Origin of the sequence: Tianweitania sediminis, from assembly GCF_017813335.1 — a bacterium.
GTDB lineage: Bacteria > Pseudomonadota > Alphaproteobacteria > Rhizobiales > Rhizobiaceae > Tianweitania > Tianweitania sediminis.
Genome location: NZ_JAGIYY010000001.1, coordinates 1,128,454 through 1,144,697, shown reverse-complemented (window position 1 = coordinate 1,144,697; position 16,244 = coordinate 1,128,454). Strand labels below are relative to the sequence as shown.

18 protein-coding genes are annotated in these 16,244 nt (G+C 62.3%); 6 read left to right on the top strand and 12 right to left on the bottom strand.

The genetic code is table 11. The features are described 5' to 3' along the window. Positions 1-106: 106 nt before the first annotated feature. The 12 genes from tilS to rcdA all read right to left on the bottom strand — a co-directional run bounded on the left by tilS (position 107) and on the right by rcdA (position 10,537). Entirely contained in the window at positions 107-1,243 is a 1,137-nt protein-coding gene (gene tilS / locus J5Y06_RS05545; RefSeq protein ID WP_209334036.1) for a tRNA lysidine(34) synthetase TilS, read from the bottom strand. Beyond that, entirely contained in the window at positions 1,237-2,316 is a 1,080-nt protein-coding gene (gene ybgF, locus J5Y06_RS05540; RefSeq protein WP_342453370.1) for a tol-pal system protein YbgF, read from the bottom strand. Before ybgF ends, tilS begins: the two co-directional genes overlap by 7 nt. Before the next feature lie 179 nt (positions 2,317-2,495). Beyond that, entirely contained in the window at positions 2,496-3,017 is a 522-nt protein-coding gene (gene pal / locus J5Y06_RS05535) for a peptidoglycan-associated lipoprotein Pal (RefSeq protein ID WP_209334035.1), read from the bottom strand. A gap of 215 nt (positions 3,018-3,232) precedes the next feature. Beyond that, the gene (gene tolB, locus J5Y06_RS05530) at positions 3,233-4,546 is read right to left on the bottom strand and encodes a Tol-Pal system beta propeller repeat protein TolB (protein ID WP_209334034.1); all 1,314 of its coding nucleotides are present in this window, start codon (positions 4,544-4,546) and stop codon (positions 3,233-3,235) included. A 47-nt stretch (positions 4,547-4,593) separates the two neighbouring features. Then, positions 4,594-5,658, bottom strand: coding sequence for an energy transducer TonB family protein (locus tag J5Y06_RS05525; protein WP_209334400.1), 1,065 nt, complete (start codon positions 5,656-5,658; stop codon positions 4,594-4,596). A gap of 7 nt (positions 5,659-5,665) precedes the next feature. Further along, positions 5,666-6,118, bottom strand: coding sequence for a protein TolR (tolR, locus tag J5Y06_RS05520; protein ID WP_209334033.1), 453 nt, complete (start codon positions 6,116-6,118; stop codon positions 5,666-5,668). A 31-nt stretch (positions 6,119-6,149) separates the two neighbouring features. Further along, complete coding sequence (gene tolQ, locus J5Y06_RS05515) at positions 6,150-6,866, bottom strand: protein TolQ (protein WP_209334032.1); 717 nt, start codon at positions 6,864-6,866, stop codon at positions 6,150-6,152. A gap of 210 nt (positions 6,867-7,076) precedes the next feature. Further along, positions 7,077-7,565: a tol-pal system-associated acyl-CoA thioesterase gene (ybgC, locus tag J5Y06_RS05510; RefSeq protein WP_209334031.1), complete on the bottom strand. Its 489-nt coding sequence runs from the start codon at positions 7,563-7,565 to the stop codon at positions 7,077-7,079. A gap of 13 nt (positions 7,566-7,578) precedes the next feature. Beyond that, entirely contained in the window at positions 7,579-8,619 is a 1,041-nt protein-coding gene (gene ruvB / locus J5Y06_RS05505; RefSeq protein WP_209334030.1) for a Holliday junction branch migration DNA helicase RuvB, read from the bottom strand. Between the two features lie 55 nt (positions 8,620-8,674). Beyond that, complete coding sequence (gene ruvA, locus J5Y06_RS05500; RefSeq protein ID WP_209334029.1) at positions 8,675-9,292, bottom strand: Holliday junction branch migration protein RuvA; 618 nt, start codon at positions 9,290-9,292, stop codon at positions 8,675-8,677. A gap of 175 nt (positions 9,293-9,467) precedes the next feature. Continuing rightward, positions 9,468-9,977, bottom strand: coding sequence for a crossover junction endodeoxyribonuclease RuvC (ruvC, locus tag J5Y06_RS05495; protein ID WP_209334028.1), 510 nt, complete (start codon positions 9,975-9,977; stop codon positions 9,468-9,470). Positions 9,978-10,018: 41 nt separating this feature from the next. Further along, entirely contained in the window at positions 10,019-10,537 is a 519-nt protein-coding gene (gene rcdA / locus J5Y06_RS05490) for a protease adaptor protein RcdA (protein ID WP_209334027.1), read from the bottom strand. Between the two features lie 406 nt (positions 10,538-10,943). Here rcdA and J5Y06_RS05485 point away from each other — a divergent pair, with 406 nt between their 5' ends. The 6 genes from J5Y06_RS05485 to J5Y06_RS05460 all read left to right on the top strand — a co-directional run bounded on the left by J5Y06_RS05485 (position 10,944) and on the right by J5Y06_RS05460 (position 16,229). Then, positions 10,944-11,606 (top strand): thiamine phosphate synthase, encoded by a 663-nt coding sequence (locus tag J5Y06_RS05485; RefSeq protein ID WP_209334026.1) that lies wholly within the window; start codon positions 10,944-10,946, stop codon positions 11,604-11,606. Positions 11,607-11,609: 3 nt separating this feature from the next. Continuing rightward, positions 11,610-12,578, top strand: a complete 969-nt coding sequence (locus tag J5Y06_RS05480) for a tetratricopeptide repeat protein (protein WP_209334025.1) — start codon at positions 11,610-11,612, stop codon at positions 12,576-12,578. A gap of 101 nt (positions 12,579-12,679) precedes the next feature. Beyond that, a complete protein-coding gene (efp, locus tag J5Y06_RS05475) occupies positions 12,680-13,246 on the top strand; it encodes an elongation factor P (protein ID WP_209334024.1) in 567 nt (188 codons plus the stop codon). Between the two features lie 27 nt (positions 13,247-13,273). Then, positions 13,274-14,074 (top strand): inositol monophosphatase family protein, encoded by an 801-nt coding sequence (locus J5Y06_RS05470; protein WP_209334023.1) that lies wholly within the window; start codon positions 13,274-13,276, stop codon positions 14,072-14,074. Between the two features lie 103 nt (positions 14,075-14,177). Further along, complete coding sequence (locus J5Y06_RS05465; RefSeq protein ID WP_209334022.1) at positions 14,178-15,194, top strand: MotA/TolQ/ExbB proton channel family protein; 1,017 nt, start codon at positions 14,178-14,180, stop codon at positions 15,192-15,194. Between the two features lie 3 nt (positions 15,195-15,197). Beyond that, a complete protein-coding gene (locus J5Y06_RS05460) occupies positions 15,198-16,229 on the top strand; it encodes a peptidoglycan -binding protein (protein ID WP_209334021.1) in 1,032 nt (343 codons plus the stop codon). The last annotated feature ends 15 nt before the right edge of the window (positions 16,230-16,244 follow it).

The window sequence follows — 16,244 nt, the reverse complement described above, 5'->3', positions numbered from 1 at the left end:
CGTCTCGCCCCATTCCGATCCGGCACCGATGGTGGTGCAGGCGCTGGATATTGTCCTTAACATAGGTGGACCCTTTCCCCTTGCCAAGAAGATCGCGCACGATCGGTTAAGGGATCGGCGCATCCCCTTCGCGGAAGGGCAACGGCGGCAATTCAGGCGCTCCGGCAAGAAGTGCGAAAGCCGCGATCAAAGGCAGGTCGAAAGCGGACGTGACCGGTCGCTGAACCAGCGATTCTCGCAAAAGCGTGATCGCCGCCGGTGCCGGTTCTGCGCTTCCCCGTTGTTCGCGCCGGATGAGAATCCCGTCGCGCCGATGGGTAAGAACGCAGCGGGCGAGGCTTGTGCTCTGCCCTCGATCATTGAGCTGGACCAGCAAAGCACGTGTGCGCTGCTCGTCCGGAAGATGCGGGTTGCCCCCGATCAGCTGCAACAAGAAGCGAAGCGTATGCACGGCTGCGTCTCGATTGACATCACCGAAAAGATCCGGCGCAACCACGACAGCCGAGTCCTGAACGCGGATCGTCGCTGCGATCAGATCGGCTGCACGAAGGGCAAGCTCCCGCCGTCGTGCGGCTGCTCCTTTACTTTCCGAGACCCAGCGTCTGCGGCTTTGGTCGTCGAGCAATGATCGTACCCGCACGCGTTCGCTGGCGGGGTTGGTGTTGCTTGGGTCTTCGATCCAGCCTTCGCCCCGATGCGACAAGAAGGCGCGCAGTTCGGCTCGGGTGACATCGAGCATCGGCCTCCAAAGCCAGACCCTGCGCTGCACCAACGTTGCAGGTGCCATGCCGGCCAATCCGATCCCGCTTCCCCGCTGCGCGCGCATGGCGACCGTTTCTGCCTGGTCGTCTGCGGTGTGGCCCGTGAAAAGAAGGTCGGCGCCCGCTTCTTCGGTCGCTTGAAGCAGCAACCGGTAGCGTTCCGCTCGCGCTGCGGCCGCAACGCCGGTGGCCGGCTTCAGCTCGAGCCAGGTCATGGTGCGGTGGCAGATCCCGAGCCGGGCGCAGCGCGCAGCAACAGCGCGCGCTTCATCCGCAGCCTCGGTGCGTAGCTTGTGGTCGACGGTGACGGCCAGGAGCTTGGACAGGCAGCCGTGCCGCTGCAGATGATCGTGGAGAAGAAGAAGAAGGGCCGTGGAGTCACTGCCACCGGAGACTGCCACGACCATGGCGTGGTGTCGGGTGGGGTCCAGCGCTCGAAAAAGCTTGCTGGCGCAGGGCGCCTCGTCAGCGGCCGTCAGCAACCGTTGGTCGCGATTTCCTGGCGAACGCGCTCCTTGAGGGCGTCAGATGCAGAGGGGTAGCGCTGCCCCACTTCGCGGAAGGTGGCACAGGCGACTTCACGCTGCTTCAGCGCGTTGAGGCTCATTCCGAGCTTCAAAAGCGTGTCGGCTGCCTTTTTCGCTTCCGGATATTCCCGGCTGGCCGACAGGAAGACTTCTGCAGCGTCGCGGTGACGATTTTGGCTGGCGAGAGCTTCTCCGAGCCAGAAATTGGCGTCCGGAACGCGCGCGGCATCCGGGAAGCGCTCGATATAGCTGCGGAAACCCGCTTCGGCCGTCTTGTAGTCACCCGACAGGATGAACTCATAAGAATTGCGATAAAGCTCTTCCGGATCGTCCGTCGACGGCAGCGCTGCAACCGTCGTCGTGTCCTGCCCGGCGGGCGACCCCACGGTGCCGCTGAGAAGATCCACCGGTTCTTCCGAGGTCGTTCCGCCGATCAGGTTGCCGTTGGCATCGAAGCGGATCGATCCCAAGTTCTGCGGCAATCCGGCCTGAGGTGGCTGGGCGCCGGGCGCTTGTGCGCTGGCTTGCGCACTACTGCCGGTCGAGGGTGGTACGGCACCACCGCTGGTTGCGGCGCTTTCCCGGCTCGGCGCGACGGATGCGGCAGCGCCGGCCGATTGCGACGCGGGAGGCGCTGTTGGCGTCGCCTCCGTCCGCTTTTCGCCCGCTGGCTTGGCGCCCCCTTCCAGTTCCTGGAAGCGGAACTCGTTGTCTTCCTGCTGTTTGCGCAGTTGCTCCTGCATTTGCAGGATCAGGAAGTTCAACTCCTCAAGCTTTCCGTTCAGCGTCCGCACCTGCTCTTCAAGAGCGGTAACGCGCGGATCGCCGAGCTGAACATACTGCACATCCGGCTGCGAGGGACGCGATGCTTGCGCCGGTCGCCCGAACACGCCGCCAAGCATTGCCACCTGCTCCAGCTGGGTTTCGCCCGTTGCAGGGAGCTTTGTCGCCGAGGCAGGTGTCACGGCCAATGCGGCGGGCAGGGTCAGGCCTGCGGCAAGCAGGCATCGGGTCAGGGTTCTTTTCACGCTTTTTCCCGTCACTTCATCCTCATTCTTCGAGGCCGCGCTTTCGCGACGGCTTGCCTGTTGAGATTAGCTACAAGTGCTGTTTTCGGCCAAAGTTTGTTTGACGCCGAAATCCTCTTCCAAAAACAGGAAAGGCGGCCCTGCAGCCGCCTCCCGTTGATCCAGTTAGAACATGTCGATCAGCTGCCGGCGCCGCCCAGAACAGTGACAGCGCGGCGGTTCTGCGACCAGCAGGAAATGTCGTCACACACGGCCACCGGACGCTCCTTGCCATAGGACAGGGTGCGGATGCGATTGGCCGGTACGCCGCGGGATGCGAGGAAGTCGCGGGTTGCGGCAGCGCGGCGCGCGCCGAGCGCTAAGTTGTATTCGCGTGTGCCGCGTTCGTCCGCATGACCCTCAACAGTGATGGCGTAGCTCGGATACTGCTGCAGCCACTGGGCCTGGCGCGACAGAGTCTGCTGCGCGTCGGCACGGATCGCGGACGAGTCGGTGTCGAAGAAAATGCGATCGCCGACATTCACGGTGAAGTCCTGCGACGAACCCGGCGTGGCAGCGCCGGCCCCGCCGGCACCGCCGAGACCGAGTTCCGCGGCGCTGTTGGGCACGTTGTTCTTCTTGGAAGCGCAACCCGCGATCGCGAGCGAAGCGACGAGCGCCACGGCGATCGGATTGCGAGTGATGGCTGCGATACGGCGCATTCGCCCTCTCCTGAGAATTAAGGGATTTCGTTGATCCACGAGTAACCACGTTTGGGTTAATCCTGAATCAACGAACTTGGTTAACAAACGCTTTCGCTGCGTCCCCAGGCGAATCGCGTTGTCTGACGACCTTGGGATTGCGGCTCAACTGCGCCAAAAAAAAGGAGGCCACGCAGGCCTCCTTTCAGATCGATCGCGCGAGCAACGCGGCCGGATCACTCGAGGAGCGGCGACCATGCCGGATCCGACGCGAAATTGTCGGTCGGGATCTGCTGTTCATTGCGGCCCGTCAGATCAACCGAGTAGAGCTTCGGACCGCCTGAACCTGCGGCTTCGCGGAAGAACATGATCACGCGCCCGTTGGGCGCCCAGGTCGGGCCTTCCTGCTGGAAGCCGCTGGACAGGATGCGCTCACCCGAGCCATCCGTTTTCATGACCCCGATCTGGAACTCGCCCCCAGTCTGCTTGGTGAAGGCAATCAGGTCTCCGCGAGGCGACCACACCGGCGTGGAATAGCTTCCGCCGCCAAACGAGATGCGCTGCGCGCCCGAGCCGTCTGCCCCCATCACGTAGATTTGCGGCTGGCCACCACGGTCGGAGGTGAAAACAACCCGCGAGCCATCCGGAGAATAGGACGGGGACGTATCGATCGCGTTTGAGTTCGTCAGGCGCATCGTGTTGCGGCTGCGCAGGTCCATGGTGAAGATGTTGGAGTTCCCGTCGTCGCGCAGCAGGCTCATAATGACTTTCTGGCCATCGGGCGAAAAGCGCGGCGCGAAGGTCATGCCGGGGAAATTGCCGACAAGTTCGCGCTGCCCCGTCTCGATCTGCAGCAGGTAAACCTGCGGCTGACCGCTTTCATAGGACATGTAGGTGATTTCCTGCCGGTTGGGCGAAAAGCGCGGCGTCAGCGAAATGGTGCGCCCGTCGGAAAGGAAGCGCTTGTTTGCGCCGTCCTGATCCATGATGGCGAGCCGCTTCACGCGCTGCGCCTTGGATCCCGACTCGTCGATGTAGACAACACGGGTGTCGAAATAGCCTTTCTCACCCGTCAGCGCCTCGTAGATCGCGTCGGCAATGATGTGTGCGACACGCCGCGAGTTCTGCGGGTTGGCGAAAAACTGCTCCCCCGTCAGCTGCTTGTTGGCAAACGTGTCCCACAAGCGGAACTCGGCCCTCAAGCGACCATCCGGCTCCTTGGATACTCGGCCCGTGACGATCGCCTGGGCGTTGATTACCTGCCAATCCTGGAAGCGCGGCGCGACATCCGGATTGGTGATCTTCTCGATGAAAGCTTCACGCGCGATCGGCGCGAAAAGCCCAGAACGCTTCAGGTCCGCCGTGATGATGGAGGAAATCTCCGCCCCCATGGCGTCCGACGACAGAAAGTCGGTCACCGCAATCGGAAGCGGCGCGACATTGCCTTTGTTGACGTCGATGACGAGCTGCGCCTGAGCCGGCGCCACGAAGGTGACAGCGCCCAGCGCAACCGCCGCGGCGGTGAAAAGAACTCGGAGTTTTTGGATCATTCCATCCAGCCTCTTGATGTCGGAAAGAGAGCGAACGCCTGAAGAAATCAGAACATCTCGCTCGGATCGAAATTGACGACGACGCCGCTGGCCCAGACCTCGGCCTTGCTGGCGGGAACTTGCAGGCCCTCGGTGTTGCATTTCTGAACGGCACGGATGGCGCTGCGATCGAAAGCAGAATTGCCGCTCGAACTGTCCACAACAGGCTCGCCATCAAGCTTGCCGCTTGGATCTAGCCGGAAACGAACGCTGACACGCATGGACTCGACGCCTTCGGCGCCCGCGGGGATCGACCAGCAGCCGGCGAGCTGGCTGGAGAGTGCCCCCATTTCGCTCGACGTAAGCTTGGCGCCAGTGGTCTGCTTGCCGCCAAGCGCCGCCGTTTCGGTGGAGCGCTTGGCACCACCGCCCTTGGCGGCCGCCTTGTTCAAAAGCGCAGCCACTTCATCGGCGTCAAAGGTCTTTTCCTCGGATTTCGGCTTCTGCGCCACTTCCTGCTGCTTCGGCTTCTCCGGCTCCTTGCGTTCCGGCGCCTTGGCGGTTTGTGCCTGGGGCGGCTGAGGACGCGCTTGTGGCGACGGAGCGGAGGTCGGCAACGGCAGGGTTTCCGCTGGCGCCGCTTCGGCAACTGCAGCTTCCGGCGTAGGCTCCGGTTTCACCTCCTGCGGAGGTGCAGGCTCCGGCGCCACTTCGGTGGCGGCAACGGGTGCCGGATCCGGTGCAGGAACTGGCTCTGGCTTCGCCTCGGCAGGGGCTTCTTCTGCCGGCTTTGGTGCAGGTTCCGGCGATGGTGGCGGCGCCGCGGCAGCCTCCACCTCGCGCTTGGCGGGTTCGGGCGTCGGCGGGGTCGACAGATCAACGTCGTTGTCGCCGACGTTCTGCGCATCCGGGACTGTTTCCGGACGCGTGGCCGGCACCGGTGCCGGGGTTTCTGCCACCGGAGCCTTCTTGTCGCCCTTCACGCTTTCGGCGAACTCGGCAACCGGAACGATGTCGACGGGAAATGATTCCATCGCGCCCGCATCAAGCGGCGCGGGTGCGGACAGCGTGAACAGGCCGAAGCCGAGCGCTGCCGCATGCAGAACTACCGATGTGGTGAGCCCCGCCCTCATCTGCATCTTAGTTGTTCTGTTCCGGCAGCGTAACGAGGCCCAGATTGCGGTAGCCGGCCGCGTTGATGCGCGCCATGACCTGCATCACAGTACCGTAGTCGGCCGATCTGTCGCCACGCACGAAGATGCGCTCTTCATAGCCGGTCTGCGCAATCGCCTGCAGCTTGGCCACGACTTCTTCGATCGGGATCTCGGTTTCCTGCAGGAAGACCTGGCCGGACTGGTTCACGGAAACGGTGATCGGCTGCGTGTCGGAGTTCAACGCTTTGGCCTGCGTTTCCGGCATGTCGATCGGAACGCCCACCGTCAGCATGGGCGCCGCCACCATGAAGATGATCAGCAGCACAAGCATCACGTCCACGAATGGCGTGACGTTGATCTCGGACATCACGCCATGCTTGCGCCCGCGGCGGCGATGCCCGCCGCGACCACTTCCACCCTGGCTGATCGACATACCCATCGAATGCTACTCCTCGCGCTCTGGCCACCAATCAAGCAGCGGCGCGTTGCACGACCTTTTCATCGATTTGGCGCGATAGTATGGCCGAGAACTCGTCCGAAAAGCCTTCCATGCGGCTCGAGATCTTGGACACGTCCGTGGAAAGCTTGTTGTAGGCGATAACCGCTGGAATGGCGGCCAGAAGCCCGATTGCCGTTGCAAGCAGCGCTTCCGCGATGCCCGGCGCCACAACCGCAAGGTTGGTTGAACTCGATCCGGCGATCGCCTGGAACGAGGTCATGATGCCAACCACAGTGCCGAACAAGCCAATGAAGGGAGCAGCCGAGCCGATCGTAGCAAGAAAGGTCAAGCGGCTTTCAAGACGTTCCATCTCGCGGGTGAGCGCAAGGTCCATCGCCTTGTCGATGCGGTTCTGCAAGCCGATGGGCGAGCGGGCGCCCTTTTCGAAGCTCTTCTTCCATTCACGCATCGCGGCAACAAAGATGGCGCCCATGCCCACCGGGTTCTTGTCCGACAGGTTGCGATAAAGTTCTTCGAGCGATTGACCCGACCAGAAGGTCTGCTCAAAGCGGTTCAAGGCCCTACGCATCCGGCTGAAGGCGATGACCTTGTCCACGACGATTGCCCAGGTCCACACTGAAGCGGCAAGCAGGCCGAGCATCACGAGCTTGACCACCCAGCCGGCCTGCCAGAACAGACCCCAGATCGACAGATCGTGGCTTGTTGCAGCCAACGGCAAGGTTTCCATCTTTATTGATCCCTGATCGTACCGGGCTTGGAAGAAGCCGTGTTCCGCGCGTGAGCGGATCCGCTTTCCGCGAAAGCCAAGCTCCGCCCGCCGGCGCGTTTGGCGGCCTTCTCGGAAGGAATCTTGGTGAAACGAAGGCGCACGAACTTCCCCATGGCATCCATGAGCCTCGTTCATGAAGCAGTAAGGTTAATGTTCGGTAACGGCGCGTCAGGACAGTTCGGCGGGTGCGAATGCCTCAAGCCAATGGCGTGGAAATCGGCGCGGCCTTCCGTCGGGCCCGATAACCGCCGCCTGCACCTTGGCTTGCACCAGGACCTGATCGCCGCGCCTGATTTCCTGCGCCATGCGGATGCGGGCGCCCGAGATGGCTTCTGTCCGGGTTTCGATCGTCAGCACATCGTCGATCCGTGCCGGCGAGCGCCAGTCGATCTCCATGCGCGTCACCACCCAGGTCAAAGCTTCGCCGTGCTCACCCGCGGCAAGTTGCGTGTGATGAACGCCGGACAGCCTCAGGTAATCCGACCGTCCCCGCTCGAAGAACTCGAGGTAGCGGCCGTGGTAAACCACGCCGGAAAAGTCTGTATCGGCGAAATAAACGCGCGCCTGCAGGCGGTGGCCACCTGAAAACAAGGTGCCCGCAAGACCGACGCTCGGATTGACCTCCGTTGTGGCTGCGGGTTTGCCTCGGTCGCTCATGCAGTCGGCCGCCTCAGTCTTCGCTTTGAAAAAGGTTGATCTGCTGCTGCGCAAGGTCGCGCGGCGCCTCGAGGCCAAGATGCCTCCAGGCATTGGCGGTCAGCACCCGGCCGCGCGGCGTTCTTTGGATGAAGCCCTGCTGGATCAAGAACGGCTCGATGATGTCCTCGATCGCGTCGCGCGGCTCAAACAAGCCGGCGGCGATCGTTTCGATCCCAACGGGCCCACCACCGAAATTGTTGGCGATCATCGTGAGGTACCGCCGGTCAAGCTGGTCGAGACCGAGCGCATCCACGTCCAGCCGCGATAGCGCGGCATCCGCGACTGTGCGCGACACCACCTCGGCTTTCGCCACGTCGGCAAAATCGCGAACGCGACGCAGCAGGCGACCCGCGATGCGCGGCGTGCCGCGCGCGCGCCGGGCGATTTCCAGCGCTCCGCCATCGTCGATCGGCAAACCCATCAGCCGGGCGCCACGACGCACAATCAGCTCAAGCTCGTCCACGGTGTAGAAGTTGAGACGCACTGGGATGCCGAAGCGGTCGCGCAGCGGGGTCGTGAGCAAGCCGAGCCGGGTGGTTGCAGCAACAAGGGTGAACTTCGCCAGGTCGATCTTGACGGAACGTGCCGCCGGCCCTTCGCCGATGATGAGGTCGAGCTGGAAATCCTCCATCGCTGGATAAAGGATTTCCTCCACCGCCGGGCTGAGGCGGTGGATTTCGTCAATAAACAGGACGTCGCGGTCTTCCAGGTTTGTCAGCAGCGCCGCCAGGTCGCCGGCCTTGGCAATCACCGGCCCCGATGTCGAACGGAAGTTGACGCCCAGCTCTCGTGCCATGATCTGCGCCAAGGTCGTCTTGCCGAGACCAGGTGGTCCAACAAACAGCACGTGATCAAGCGCTTCCCCGCGTCCCCGCGCCGCTTCGATGAAGACCTTGAGGTTGGCACGCGCAGCCGCCTGGCCGACAAAATCGTCCAGCACCTGCGGCCGCAGCGACGTATCTATGTCGTCGGCGCGTTTGTCCGGCGTGATCAGGCGGCGGGCATCACTCATGCGAAAACCTCATAGGCGATTTCCGCCTTGCGTCAAAACCGGCCGGACAGCCCGCTCAACGCGCCAGTTCCTTGAGACCAAGGCGGATCAGCTTGGCAGAATCCGCGCCCTCGCCCGCTTCCTTCATCGCAGCAGCAACCGCGTTGGCGGCGACGTCGCGGGAATAACCAAGATTGGTCAACGCTGAGACCGCATCGGATACGGGGGCTGCAGCCACGCCTTCGCCCAGTTCCTGCTTGAGGCCGATCGTGCCGCTTGCGTCCCCGGCGTAGGCAGGGGCCTTGGTTCGCAACTCCGTCACGATGCGTTCGGCCACCTTGCGGCCGACGCCCGGCGCCCGGGCCACCATGCTGATGTCCCGAAGCGCGATCGCATTGGCGAGTTCGGCCGTAGTCAGCGTGGACAACACCGCCAGCGCTACCTTGGCGCCCACGCTTTGCACCAGTTGCAGAAGGCGAAACCATTCGCGCTCAAGGTGGCTCTGGAAGCCATACAAGCGGATCATGTCCTCGCGGACATAGGTATCGATGAAAAGCGTGACCGCTTCTCCCGGGCCAGGCAAGGCGCTCAAGGTGCGTGAGGAACAGAAGGCCACGTAACCGACGCCGCCTACATCCACCACGCAGTGATCCTCGCCGATCTCATCCACCAGGCCCTTCAGCTTGCCGATCATGGATGCGTACCCGAGCCGATGTCGAAGTCCGAAAGCGAAGTTTTTCTGCCACCGCTGCGCGTCCCTCGCCGATCAATGATCGGCTTTGGAATAGCCACCTGACCCTTGGACGTTGCTCGCATGGTAAACCTCTCTGGAGTCACCTACTGCACGCACCGGAACAAGGCAAGAACATCTAGGTGACGGCCACAGGTATCCGCATCGCGCCCTGGCGGTGGTGGGCATGACAGATCGCAACCGCAAGGGCATCGGCAGAGTCCCCGCCGGAAAAAACGGCGCGCGGCATCAGCACCTTCACCATCATCTGGATCTGGGCCTTGTCGCCATGACCAACCCCGATCACCGCCTTTTTCACCGCGTTCGGCGTGTATTCCGCAACAGCGAGGCCGGCACGCGCTGGAACAAGCAGGGCGATCCCACGGGCTTGGCCGAGCTTCAGCGTAGATGTGGGATTGACGTTAACGAACGTGTGTTCCACCGCCGCTTCTTCCGGCTGATGGACATGGACCACATCCGATAGCGCATCGTGCAACTGGCACAAACGGCTGGCGAGCTCGCACTTGTCGTCAGACGTGACCGTTCCCGCTGCCACAAAGCGCAGGCTGTTGCCGACCGCGTCAATCACGCCCCAGCCGGTGCGCCTCAGTCCAGGATCGATGCCGATGATGCGAATCGCTGATGCCATGCGCGAAGCCATAGCATCAGCCCTAGTGGTTCAGACAGCGCCTAGCGACCGAAGGCGGTCTTCAGGAGCATGATCTGCTCGGAAACAGGATTGTCGTTGGCGCGCCGCACTGCGCTGCTCGCGCCATCACCATAGATTTCCTGATCCATGCGGTGAACGCGCGCCTGCAACGAAAGCGACCGATCAACCAGGTCCTGGAACGTTTCGGGAAGCCTGCCGAAAAGCGCGACTTCTTCGCGAGCCGAGCCGGTATCCAGTCGCACCTTCGCTTTTTCTGCCGAAACCTGATCGCGCGTCATCTCGCCGGCATTGGCCGCCCGCTGCAGCAGGAGCCACGAGGCAAGCTGCATCAACCGCGTCGTCAAGCGCATGGATTCGGCGGCATAAAGGGTCGCTTCTTCCCGCGTCAGCGTTTTGGCTGCCGCGCGACCTTCGCCATCAAGATAGCTTGCGGCTTGTTCAACAAGCCCCATGCCCTCGTCGTACAGCCCCTTGAACAAGGGAGACAGGATGCGCCGCTCCGCCAAACTCACGGTCACGCTGCGCTCGGCTTCGATCATCCCTGGTCCCTCAACTCGAACAACGCTTGATACGTACAAACCGGCGGCAAGGTTCCGCAGGATGGCACGGAGGTGACATTGCTTCGCGTCGGTTTGCAACGCAAGAGGATGTTTAACAAAGGGTTAACACCGCTCCTGAAGCTGCGATCCGGGGGCCTCCAGCGGAATTTTCGCAGCACAAAAAAAGAGCCGCGGGAAGCGGCTCTCAGGAGTCTAACAGGGAGGCATCAAACGAAGTGGGACAGGCCACTCAGCATGAATCCAGCGTCACTGGATGATCACAGTAAACACTCGTAAAGCTTAATATATCGTTAAGGGAGACCTGACACGGCGAGGCTGGCAATGACGATCCACCTCGTTTACGCAATGCCGCATTCGCACCACCTTTCCTTGGGATAGCGCCTCCATGGCAAAACCGACCCTGTCCAACCGCTGCCGCATCGTGTTGATCGCGCCCGATCTCCCGTCCGTCGATGACTGCGTGCGCAAGGTGGAAGACGCTTTGGCGGGAGGCGACGTGGCATCGCTGATCCTCCCCATCGCTAACCGCGACAGTGCCAGCTTGCAGAAGCTCGGCGAAGCGCTCGTGCCGATCGCGCAGGGCCGCAACGTCGCCGTCCTTGTGGAAGGCGATACGCAAGTTGCGGGACGCATCAAGGCCGATGGCGTTCATTTGGAAGAAGGCGCTGCGGTCCTTCGCGAGCAGATCGAAAGCCTCAATGGCCGCATGATGGTCGGCGCCGGCGGCATCAAGACACGCGACGAGGCTTTGGAAGCCGGCGAAGCCGGCCCGGATTATGTGTTTTTCGGACGCTTCGGCTATGACACCAAACCCGAAGCCCACAGCCGCAACCTTAAGCTTGCCGAATGGTGGTCTGAGATGATTGCGCTTCCTTGTGTGGTTCTGGGCGGCAGCGACCCTGCGTCAGCCTTGACCGTTGCCGAAACCGGCGCGGACTTCGTCGCCTTGTCGGCTGCCCTCTTCAGCGGCGCAAACGGCACGCCCGGGCAAGCGGTGGCGGCGATCAACGCGCTTCTTGACGAGTCCGCACCCCGCTTCGAAGACTGATCCATGGTTCTGGTTCGCTTCTTGTTGCTTTCCCTTCTTGCCGGCTCGGCGGCTTATCAGCCTGTCCCCGTTTTCGCTGCGGATGGCGACCGCCCGGGTGCACCATCGGCAACGGAGGTGATGCCGCGCCGCTTTGGCCAGCGCGAAGCCGACGGAGCGTTTGGCGCTTACCAGCGCGGCCTTTATGTCACCGCGCGCGAACTGGCTGAGCCACGCGCCGAACTCGGAGATCCGGCGGCGCAAACCCTGCTCGGCGAAATCTATTCGCGCGGGCTGGGCGTTTCGCGCAACGAATCGGAAGCAGCCAAATGGTATGGCCGTGCTGCCGAACAAGGCGTGGTCGAGGCCCAGTTTCAATATGCCATGATGCTGATGGACGGCCGCGGCGTTGCGCGGGACGCGAAGCAGGCGCTTGCACTGATGGAAGAAGCCGCCAATGCCGGCAACCGCCTGGCGCAGTTCAACTTCGCGCAGATGCTGCTTGCTTCGGCCGCCGTGCCGGACGCGGAAACGAGCAAGCGGGCGGTGGATTATTATGAGCTCGCCGCAGAACAGAAACTCCCCGACGCCGAATATGCGATGGCGCAGGCTTTGGCGACCGGCAGCGGTGGACGCGCAGTAGACGATGCGCGAGCGCGAATCTACCTCGAGCGCGCAGCCAAGCAGGGTTATGACACGGCGCAGCTCGATTATGCCTCCTGGCTGATCGAAGGCCGCGGCGGGACGCGCGACATGACCGCCGGCTTCAACTGGATGAAAAAGGCTGCTGAAGGCGGCAACGTCGCAGCGCGCGGCCGGCTGGCGAAACTTTACGTCGATGGCCTTGGGGTTGAGGGCGATCCCGTGTCGGGGGCAGCCTGGTATCTGCGTGCGCAGCGCGCCGGCCTGCGGGATCCATACATGGACGACCATCTTCGCGGCCTCACGGAAGCGCAGCTGAAAAGCGCCGAGGAGCAGGCCGACAAGCTCTGACGCAGCCGTGCGTCGCGGGCCGCGGTCTTGTTTCCGCGGCTAAAGTATGGTTGTGAGCGCCAACTACGCCGCAGCGGCGCCAACATCCCGGACACAGCGACATGGCAAAGATCAACGGCAACGAAATCCGTCCCGGCAACGTCATCGAGCATGATGGCGGCCTGTGGGTCGCGGTGAAAACCAACGCAGTGAAGCCGGGCAAGGGCGGAGCCTACAACCAGGTCGAGCTGAAGAACCTCATCAACGGCACCAAGCTGAACGAGCGGTTCCGCGCCGCCGAAACGGTTGAAAAAGTCCGGCTGGAGCAGAAGGACTTTTCGTTCCTGTATGAACAGGGCGACGCGCTGATCTTCATGGACAAGGATTCCTACGAGCAGCTCGAGCTGCAGAAGGATTTCGTTGGCGAGCGTGCGGCGTTTCTCCAGGACGGCATGACGGTGACGGTGGAGCTTTACGAAGAGCGTCCGATCGGCATCCAGTTGCCGGACCAGGTGACCCTCACCATCACCGAAGCCGATCCGGTGGTGAAGGGGCAGACAGCGGCCTCCTCCTACAAGCCCGCTGTTTTGGAAAACGGCGTTCGCGTTCTGGTGCCCCCCTTCATTTCGTCTGGTGAACGGATCATCGTGGATACCAGCGAACTCACTTACATTCGCCGCGCCGACTAACGGCCGGCCACAGACACAGGAAGTTCGATGGCGCGTTCTGCGATCCTCAACGTCATGGTTGGCGCCGCCACCAAGGCTGGCCGTTCGCTGGCGCGCGACTTCGGCGAAGTGCAGAACCTGCAGGTCTCGTTGAAGGGTCCGGGTGATTATGTCAGCCAGGCCGACCGCAAGGCCGAAGAGATCATCTACAACGAACTCTCGCGCGCCCGGCCAGGCTATTCCTTCTTGATGGAAGAGCGCGGCCCGGTGGAAGGTGACGACGAGCAGCATCGCTGGATCGTCGATCCGCTCGATGGCACCACCAACTTCCTGCATGGCATTCCGATCTTTGCGATCTCGATTGCACTGGAGCGCCAGGGTCAGATCGTGGCAGGCGTGATCTACAACCCGGCCATGGACGAGATGTATGTCGCCGAACGTGGCGGCGGTGCTTTTCTGAACGACCGCCGCATGCGGGTCGCGGCGAGGCGGCAGATGGTTGACTGCGTGATCGCCACCGGTATCCCGCATCTCGGCCGCCCGGATCACGGACGCGCGCTGATCGACATGCGTCATGTGATGGCCGACAGTTCAGGCATTCGCCGCCTCGGCGCCGCAGCTCTCGATCTGGCTTACGTCGCGGCAGGTCGCTTCGACGCCTATTGGGAAGATGCCATTCAGCCTTGGGACATGGCAGCCGGAATGCTGATGGTGCGCGAAGCCGGAGGCTTTGTTTCCACCCGTCACGGCAACCAGGACATGCTGGAAACCGGCTCGGTGGTTGTGGGCAACGAGCTGATCCACGCAGCGCTTCTGAAGACGTTGAACAAGCCGGTTCAGAAGGCCTGAGCGCTGATCTTCGAGGGGGCGCGGCACTGCGCGCCTTTCAATTCTGACATATTTCCGCTTAAAGCTCTGAGGTAAGGAACCCTGAGGGCTTGGAGGCGCATTGATGGCTTTGGCGAAGACGCTTGGTGTTGATCGTCTTGTTGATGCGCGACAGGACGACCCATACAAGCTCTCCAGTCCGCAAGTCTTTCTTGCCTCCATGATCGTCTTTCTGGCGATCGCGGGCTTTGTTGCGATCATCCTGACCCGCCAGATTGCGGAAGCATTTCGCACCAATCCCGGTTTGAACGGCTTGATCCTTGGTGTGCTGGCGGTGGGTGTCCTGCTGGCGCTGATGCAGGTGATCCGCCTGTTCCGCGAAGTGCGCTGGGTCAACAACTTCCGCGCCGGCAACGATTCCGGCGATCCGGTGCTGCTGGCACCCATGCGCGGCCTTCTCAGCCGCGCCTCCACCATCGCCCTGTCCACCAACTCCATGCGCTCGATCCTCGATTCGATCGCAACGCGGCTTGATGAAAGCCGGGACATCTCACGCTACCTGATTGGCCTTCTGGTGTTTCTTGGCCTGCTTGGCACCTTTTGGGGCTTGCTGGAGACGATCGGCTCCATCGGCCAAACCATCCAGTCGCTCGATCCCGGCACCGGCGACACCAACGATGTTCTGAACGCTTTGAAATCGGGCTTGGCGGCGCCGCTTTCAGGCATGGGAACGGCCTTTTCTTCGTCCTTGTTCGGCTTGGCAGGTTCGCTGGTGCTGGGCTTCCTCGATCTTCAGGCGGGCCGGGCGCAGAACCGCTTCTATATCGAGCTGGAAAACTGGCTCTCCTCCGTCACCGATCTTGAATCCGCCATGCCCACTGTGGATGCGCCCGTCACGTCCACGGACGAGCTGAAACTCCTGTCGGAGCGCCTGCGCACCATGCAGGAAAGCGGCGGTTCCAATCAGCGGGTCGCCGCTGCGATGGCCAACCTGGCCGATGGGATCTCCGGACTGGTGAAGAACATGCGCAGCGAGCAGCAGCTCATGCGCGACTGGGTGGAAGCCCAGGCCGAAGAGCAGAAAGCCGTGCGGGCGACGCTCGACAAACTGGCGAATGCCTTGACCGAAAGAGACAAGTAGCCGATGGCCCTTGCGCGCGGGCGACGCAGTCAGAGAACCGTTGATTATTGGCCGGGCTTCGTCGACGCCTTGTCGACGCTGCTTCTGGCAATCATGTTTCTTTTGTCCGTTTTCGTGCTGGCGCAGTTCCTGCTCAGCCGCGAAGTCAGCGGGCAGGACGCGGTGCTGGATCGCCTGAACTCGCAGATCAATGAGCTGACGCAACTGCTGGCGCTGGAGCGCAGCAGCAACCAGGACGCCAATGACCAGTTGGCCAGCCTGCAGGCCTCGCTTTCCGCGATGGAACAGGATCGCACGCGCCTTCAGCAGCTCCTGAATCAGGGCACCGGCGCTGACGCGGCGGCCGAAGCCCAGATCGGGACCTTGACGGGCGAGTTGGAAGGCCAGCGCGAGATCAGTCAGCGCGCCTTGAGCCAGGTGGAATTGCTCAACCAGCAGATCGCCGCTTTGCGCAGCCAGATCGGTGCGCTTGAAGCGGCACTGGATGTTTCGGAAACCCGCGATCGGGAGTCGAACGCCAAGATCGCCGATCTGGGCAAACGCTTGAACGTGGCGCTTGCCCAGCGCGTCCAGGAACTGAACCGCTATCGCTCTGATTTCTTTGGCCGCCTTCGCGAAATCCTTTCAGACCGCGAAAACATCCGGATTGTCGGCGATCGCTTCGTGTTCCAGTCCGAGGTGCTTTTCCCGGTTGGCGGCGACCAGATCAATCCCGCTGGTCAGGAAGAAATGCAAAAGCTTGCCCAGGCCATCCTGGAACTGCAGCAGGAGATCCCACCGGAAATCAACTGGGTGTTGCGTGTTGACGGCCATACGGATGATCGCCCGCTGTCTGGTTCGGGCCGCTATCGCGACAACTGGGAGCTTTCCACGGCCCGCGCGACTTCGGTGGTGAAATTCCTGATCGACCAGGGTGTGCCCGCGAACCGCCTCGTTGCCGCGGGTTTTGGCGAATACCAGCCGCTCGATCCTTCCGACACGCCGGAAGCGCGCGACCGCAACCGCCGCATCGAACTGAAATTGACCGAACGCTGATCGTTTCGACGGCGA

What these genes read in the sequence shown, in the direction of transcription:
- pal (WP_209334035.1), bottom strand. Translation starts at nt 3,017, where the DNA reads ATGCGCCGTATCGCAGCCATCACTCGCAATCCGATCGCCGTGGCGCTC.
- tolB (WP_209334034.1), bottom strand. Translation starts at nt 4,546, where the DNA reads ATGATCCAAAAACTCCGAGTTCTTTTCACCGCCGCGGCGGTTGCGCTG.
- J5Y06_RS05525 (WP_209334400.1), bottom strand. Translation starts at nt 5,658, where the DNA reads ATGAGGGCGGGGCTCACCACATCGGTAGTTCTGCATGCGGCAGCGCTC.
- tolR (WP_209334033.1), bottom strand. Translation starts at nt 6,118, where the DNA reads ATGGGTATGTCGATCAGCCAGGGTGGAAGTGGTCGCGGCGGGCATCGC.
- tolQ (WP_209334032.1), bottom strand. Translation starts at nt 6,866, where the DNA reads ATGGAAACCTTGCCGTTGGCTGCAACAAGCCACGATCTGTCGATCTGG.
- ybgC (WP_209334031.1), bottom strand. Translation starts at nt 7,565, where the DNA reads ATGAGCGACCGAGGCAAACCCGCAGCCACAACGGAGGTCAATCCGAGC.
- ruvB (WP_209334030.1), bottom strand. Translation starts at nt 8,619, where the DNA reads ATGAGTGATGCCCGCCGCCTGATCACGCCGGACAAACGCGCCGACGAC.
- ruvA (WP_209334029.1), bottom strand. Translation starts at nt 9,292, where the DNA reads ATGATCGGCAAGCTGAAGGGCCTGGTGGATGAGATCGGCGAGGATCAC.
- ruvC (WP_209334028.1), bottom strand. Translation starts at nt 9,977, where the DNA reads ATGGCATCAGCGATTCGCATCATCGGCATCGATCCTGGACTGAGGCGC.
- rcdA (WP_209334027.1), bottom strand. Translation starts at nt 10,537, where the DNA reads ATGATCGAAGCCGAGCGCAGCGTGACCGTGAGTTTGGCGGAGCGGCGC.
- J5Y06_RS05485 (WP_209334026.1), top strand. Translation starts at nt 10,944, where the DNA reads ATGGCAAAACCGACCCTGTCCAACCGCTGCCGCATCGTGTTGATCGCG.
- J5Y06_RS05480 (WP_209334025.1), top strand. Translation starts at nt 11,610, where the DNA reads ATGGTTCTGGTTCGCTTCTTGTTGCTTTCCCTTCTTGCCGGCTCGGCG.
- efp (WP_209334024.1), top strand. Translation starts at nt 12,680, where the DNA reads ATGGCAAAGATCAACGGCAACGAAATCCGTCCCGGCAACGTCATCGAG.
- J5Y06_RS05470 (WP_209334023.1), top strand. Translation starts at nt 13,274, where the DNA reads ATGGCGCGTTCTGCGATCCTCAACGTCATGGTTGGCGCCGCCACCAAG.
- J5Y06_RS05465 (WP_209334022.1), top strand. Translation starts at nt 14,178, where the DNA reads ATGGCTTTGGCGAAGACGCTTGGTGTTGATCGTCTTGTTGATGCGCGA.
- J5Y06_RS05460 (WP_209334021.1), top strand. Translation starts at nt 15,198, where the DNA reads ATGGCCCTTGCGCGCGGGCGACGCAGTCAGAGAACCGTTGATTATTGG.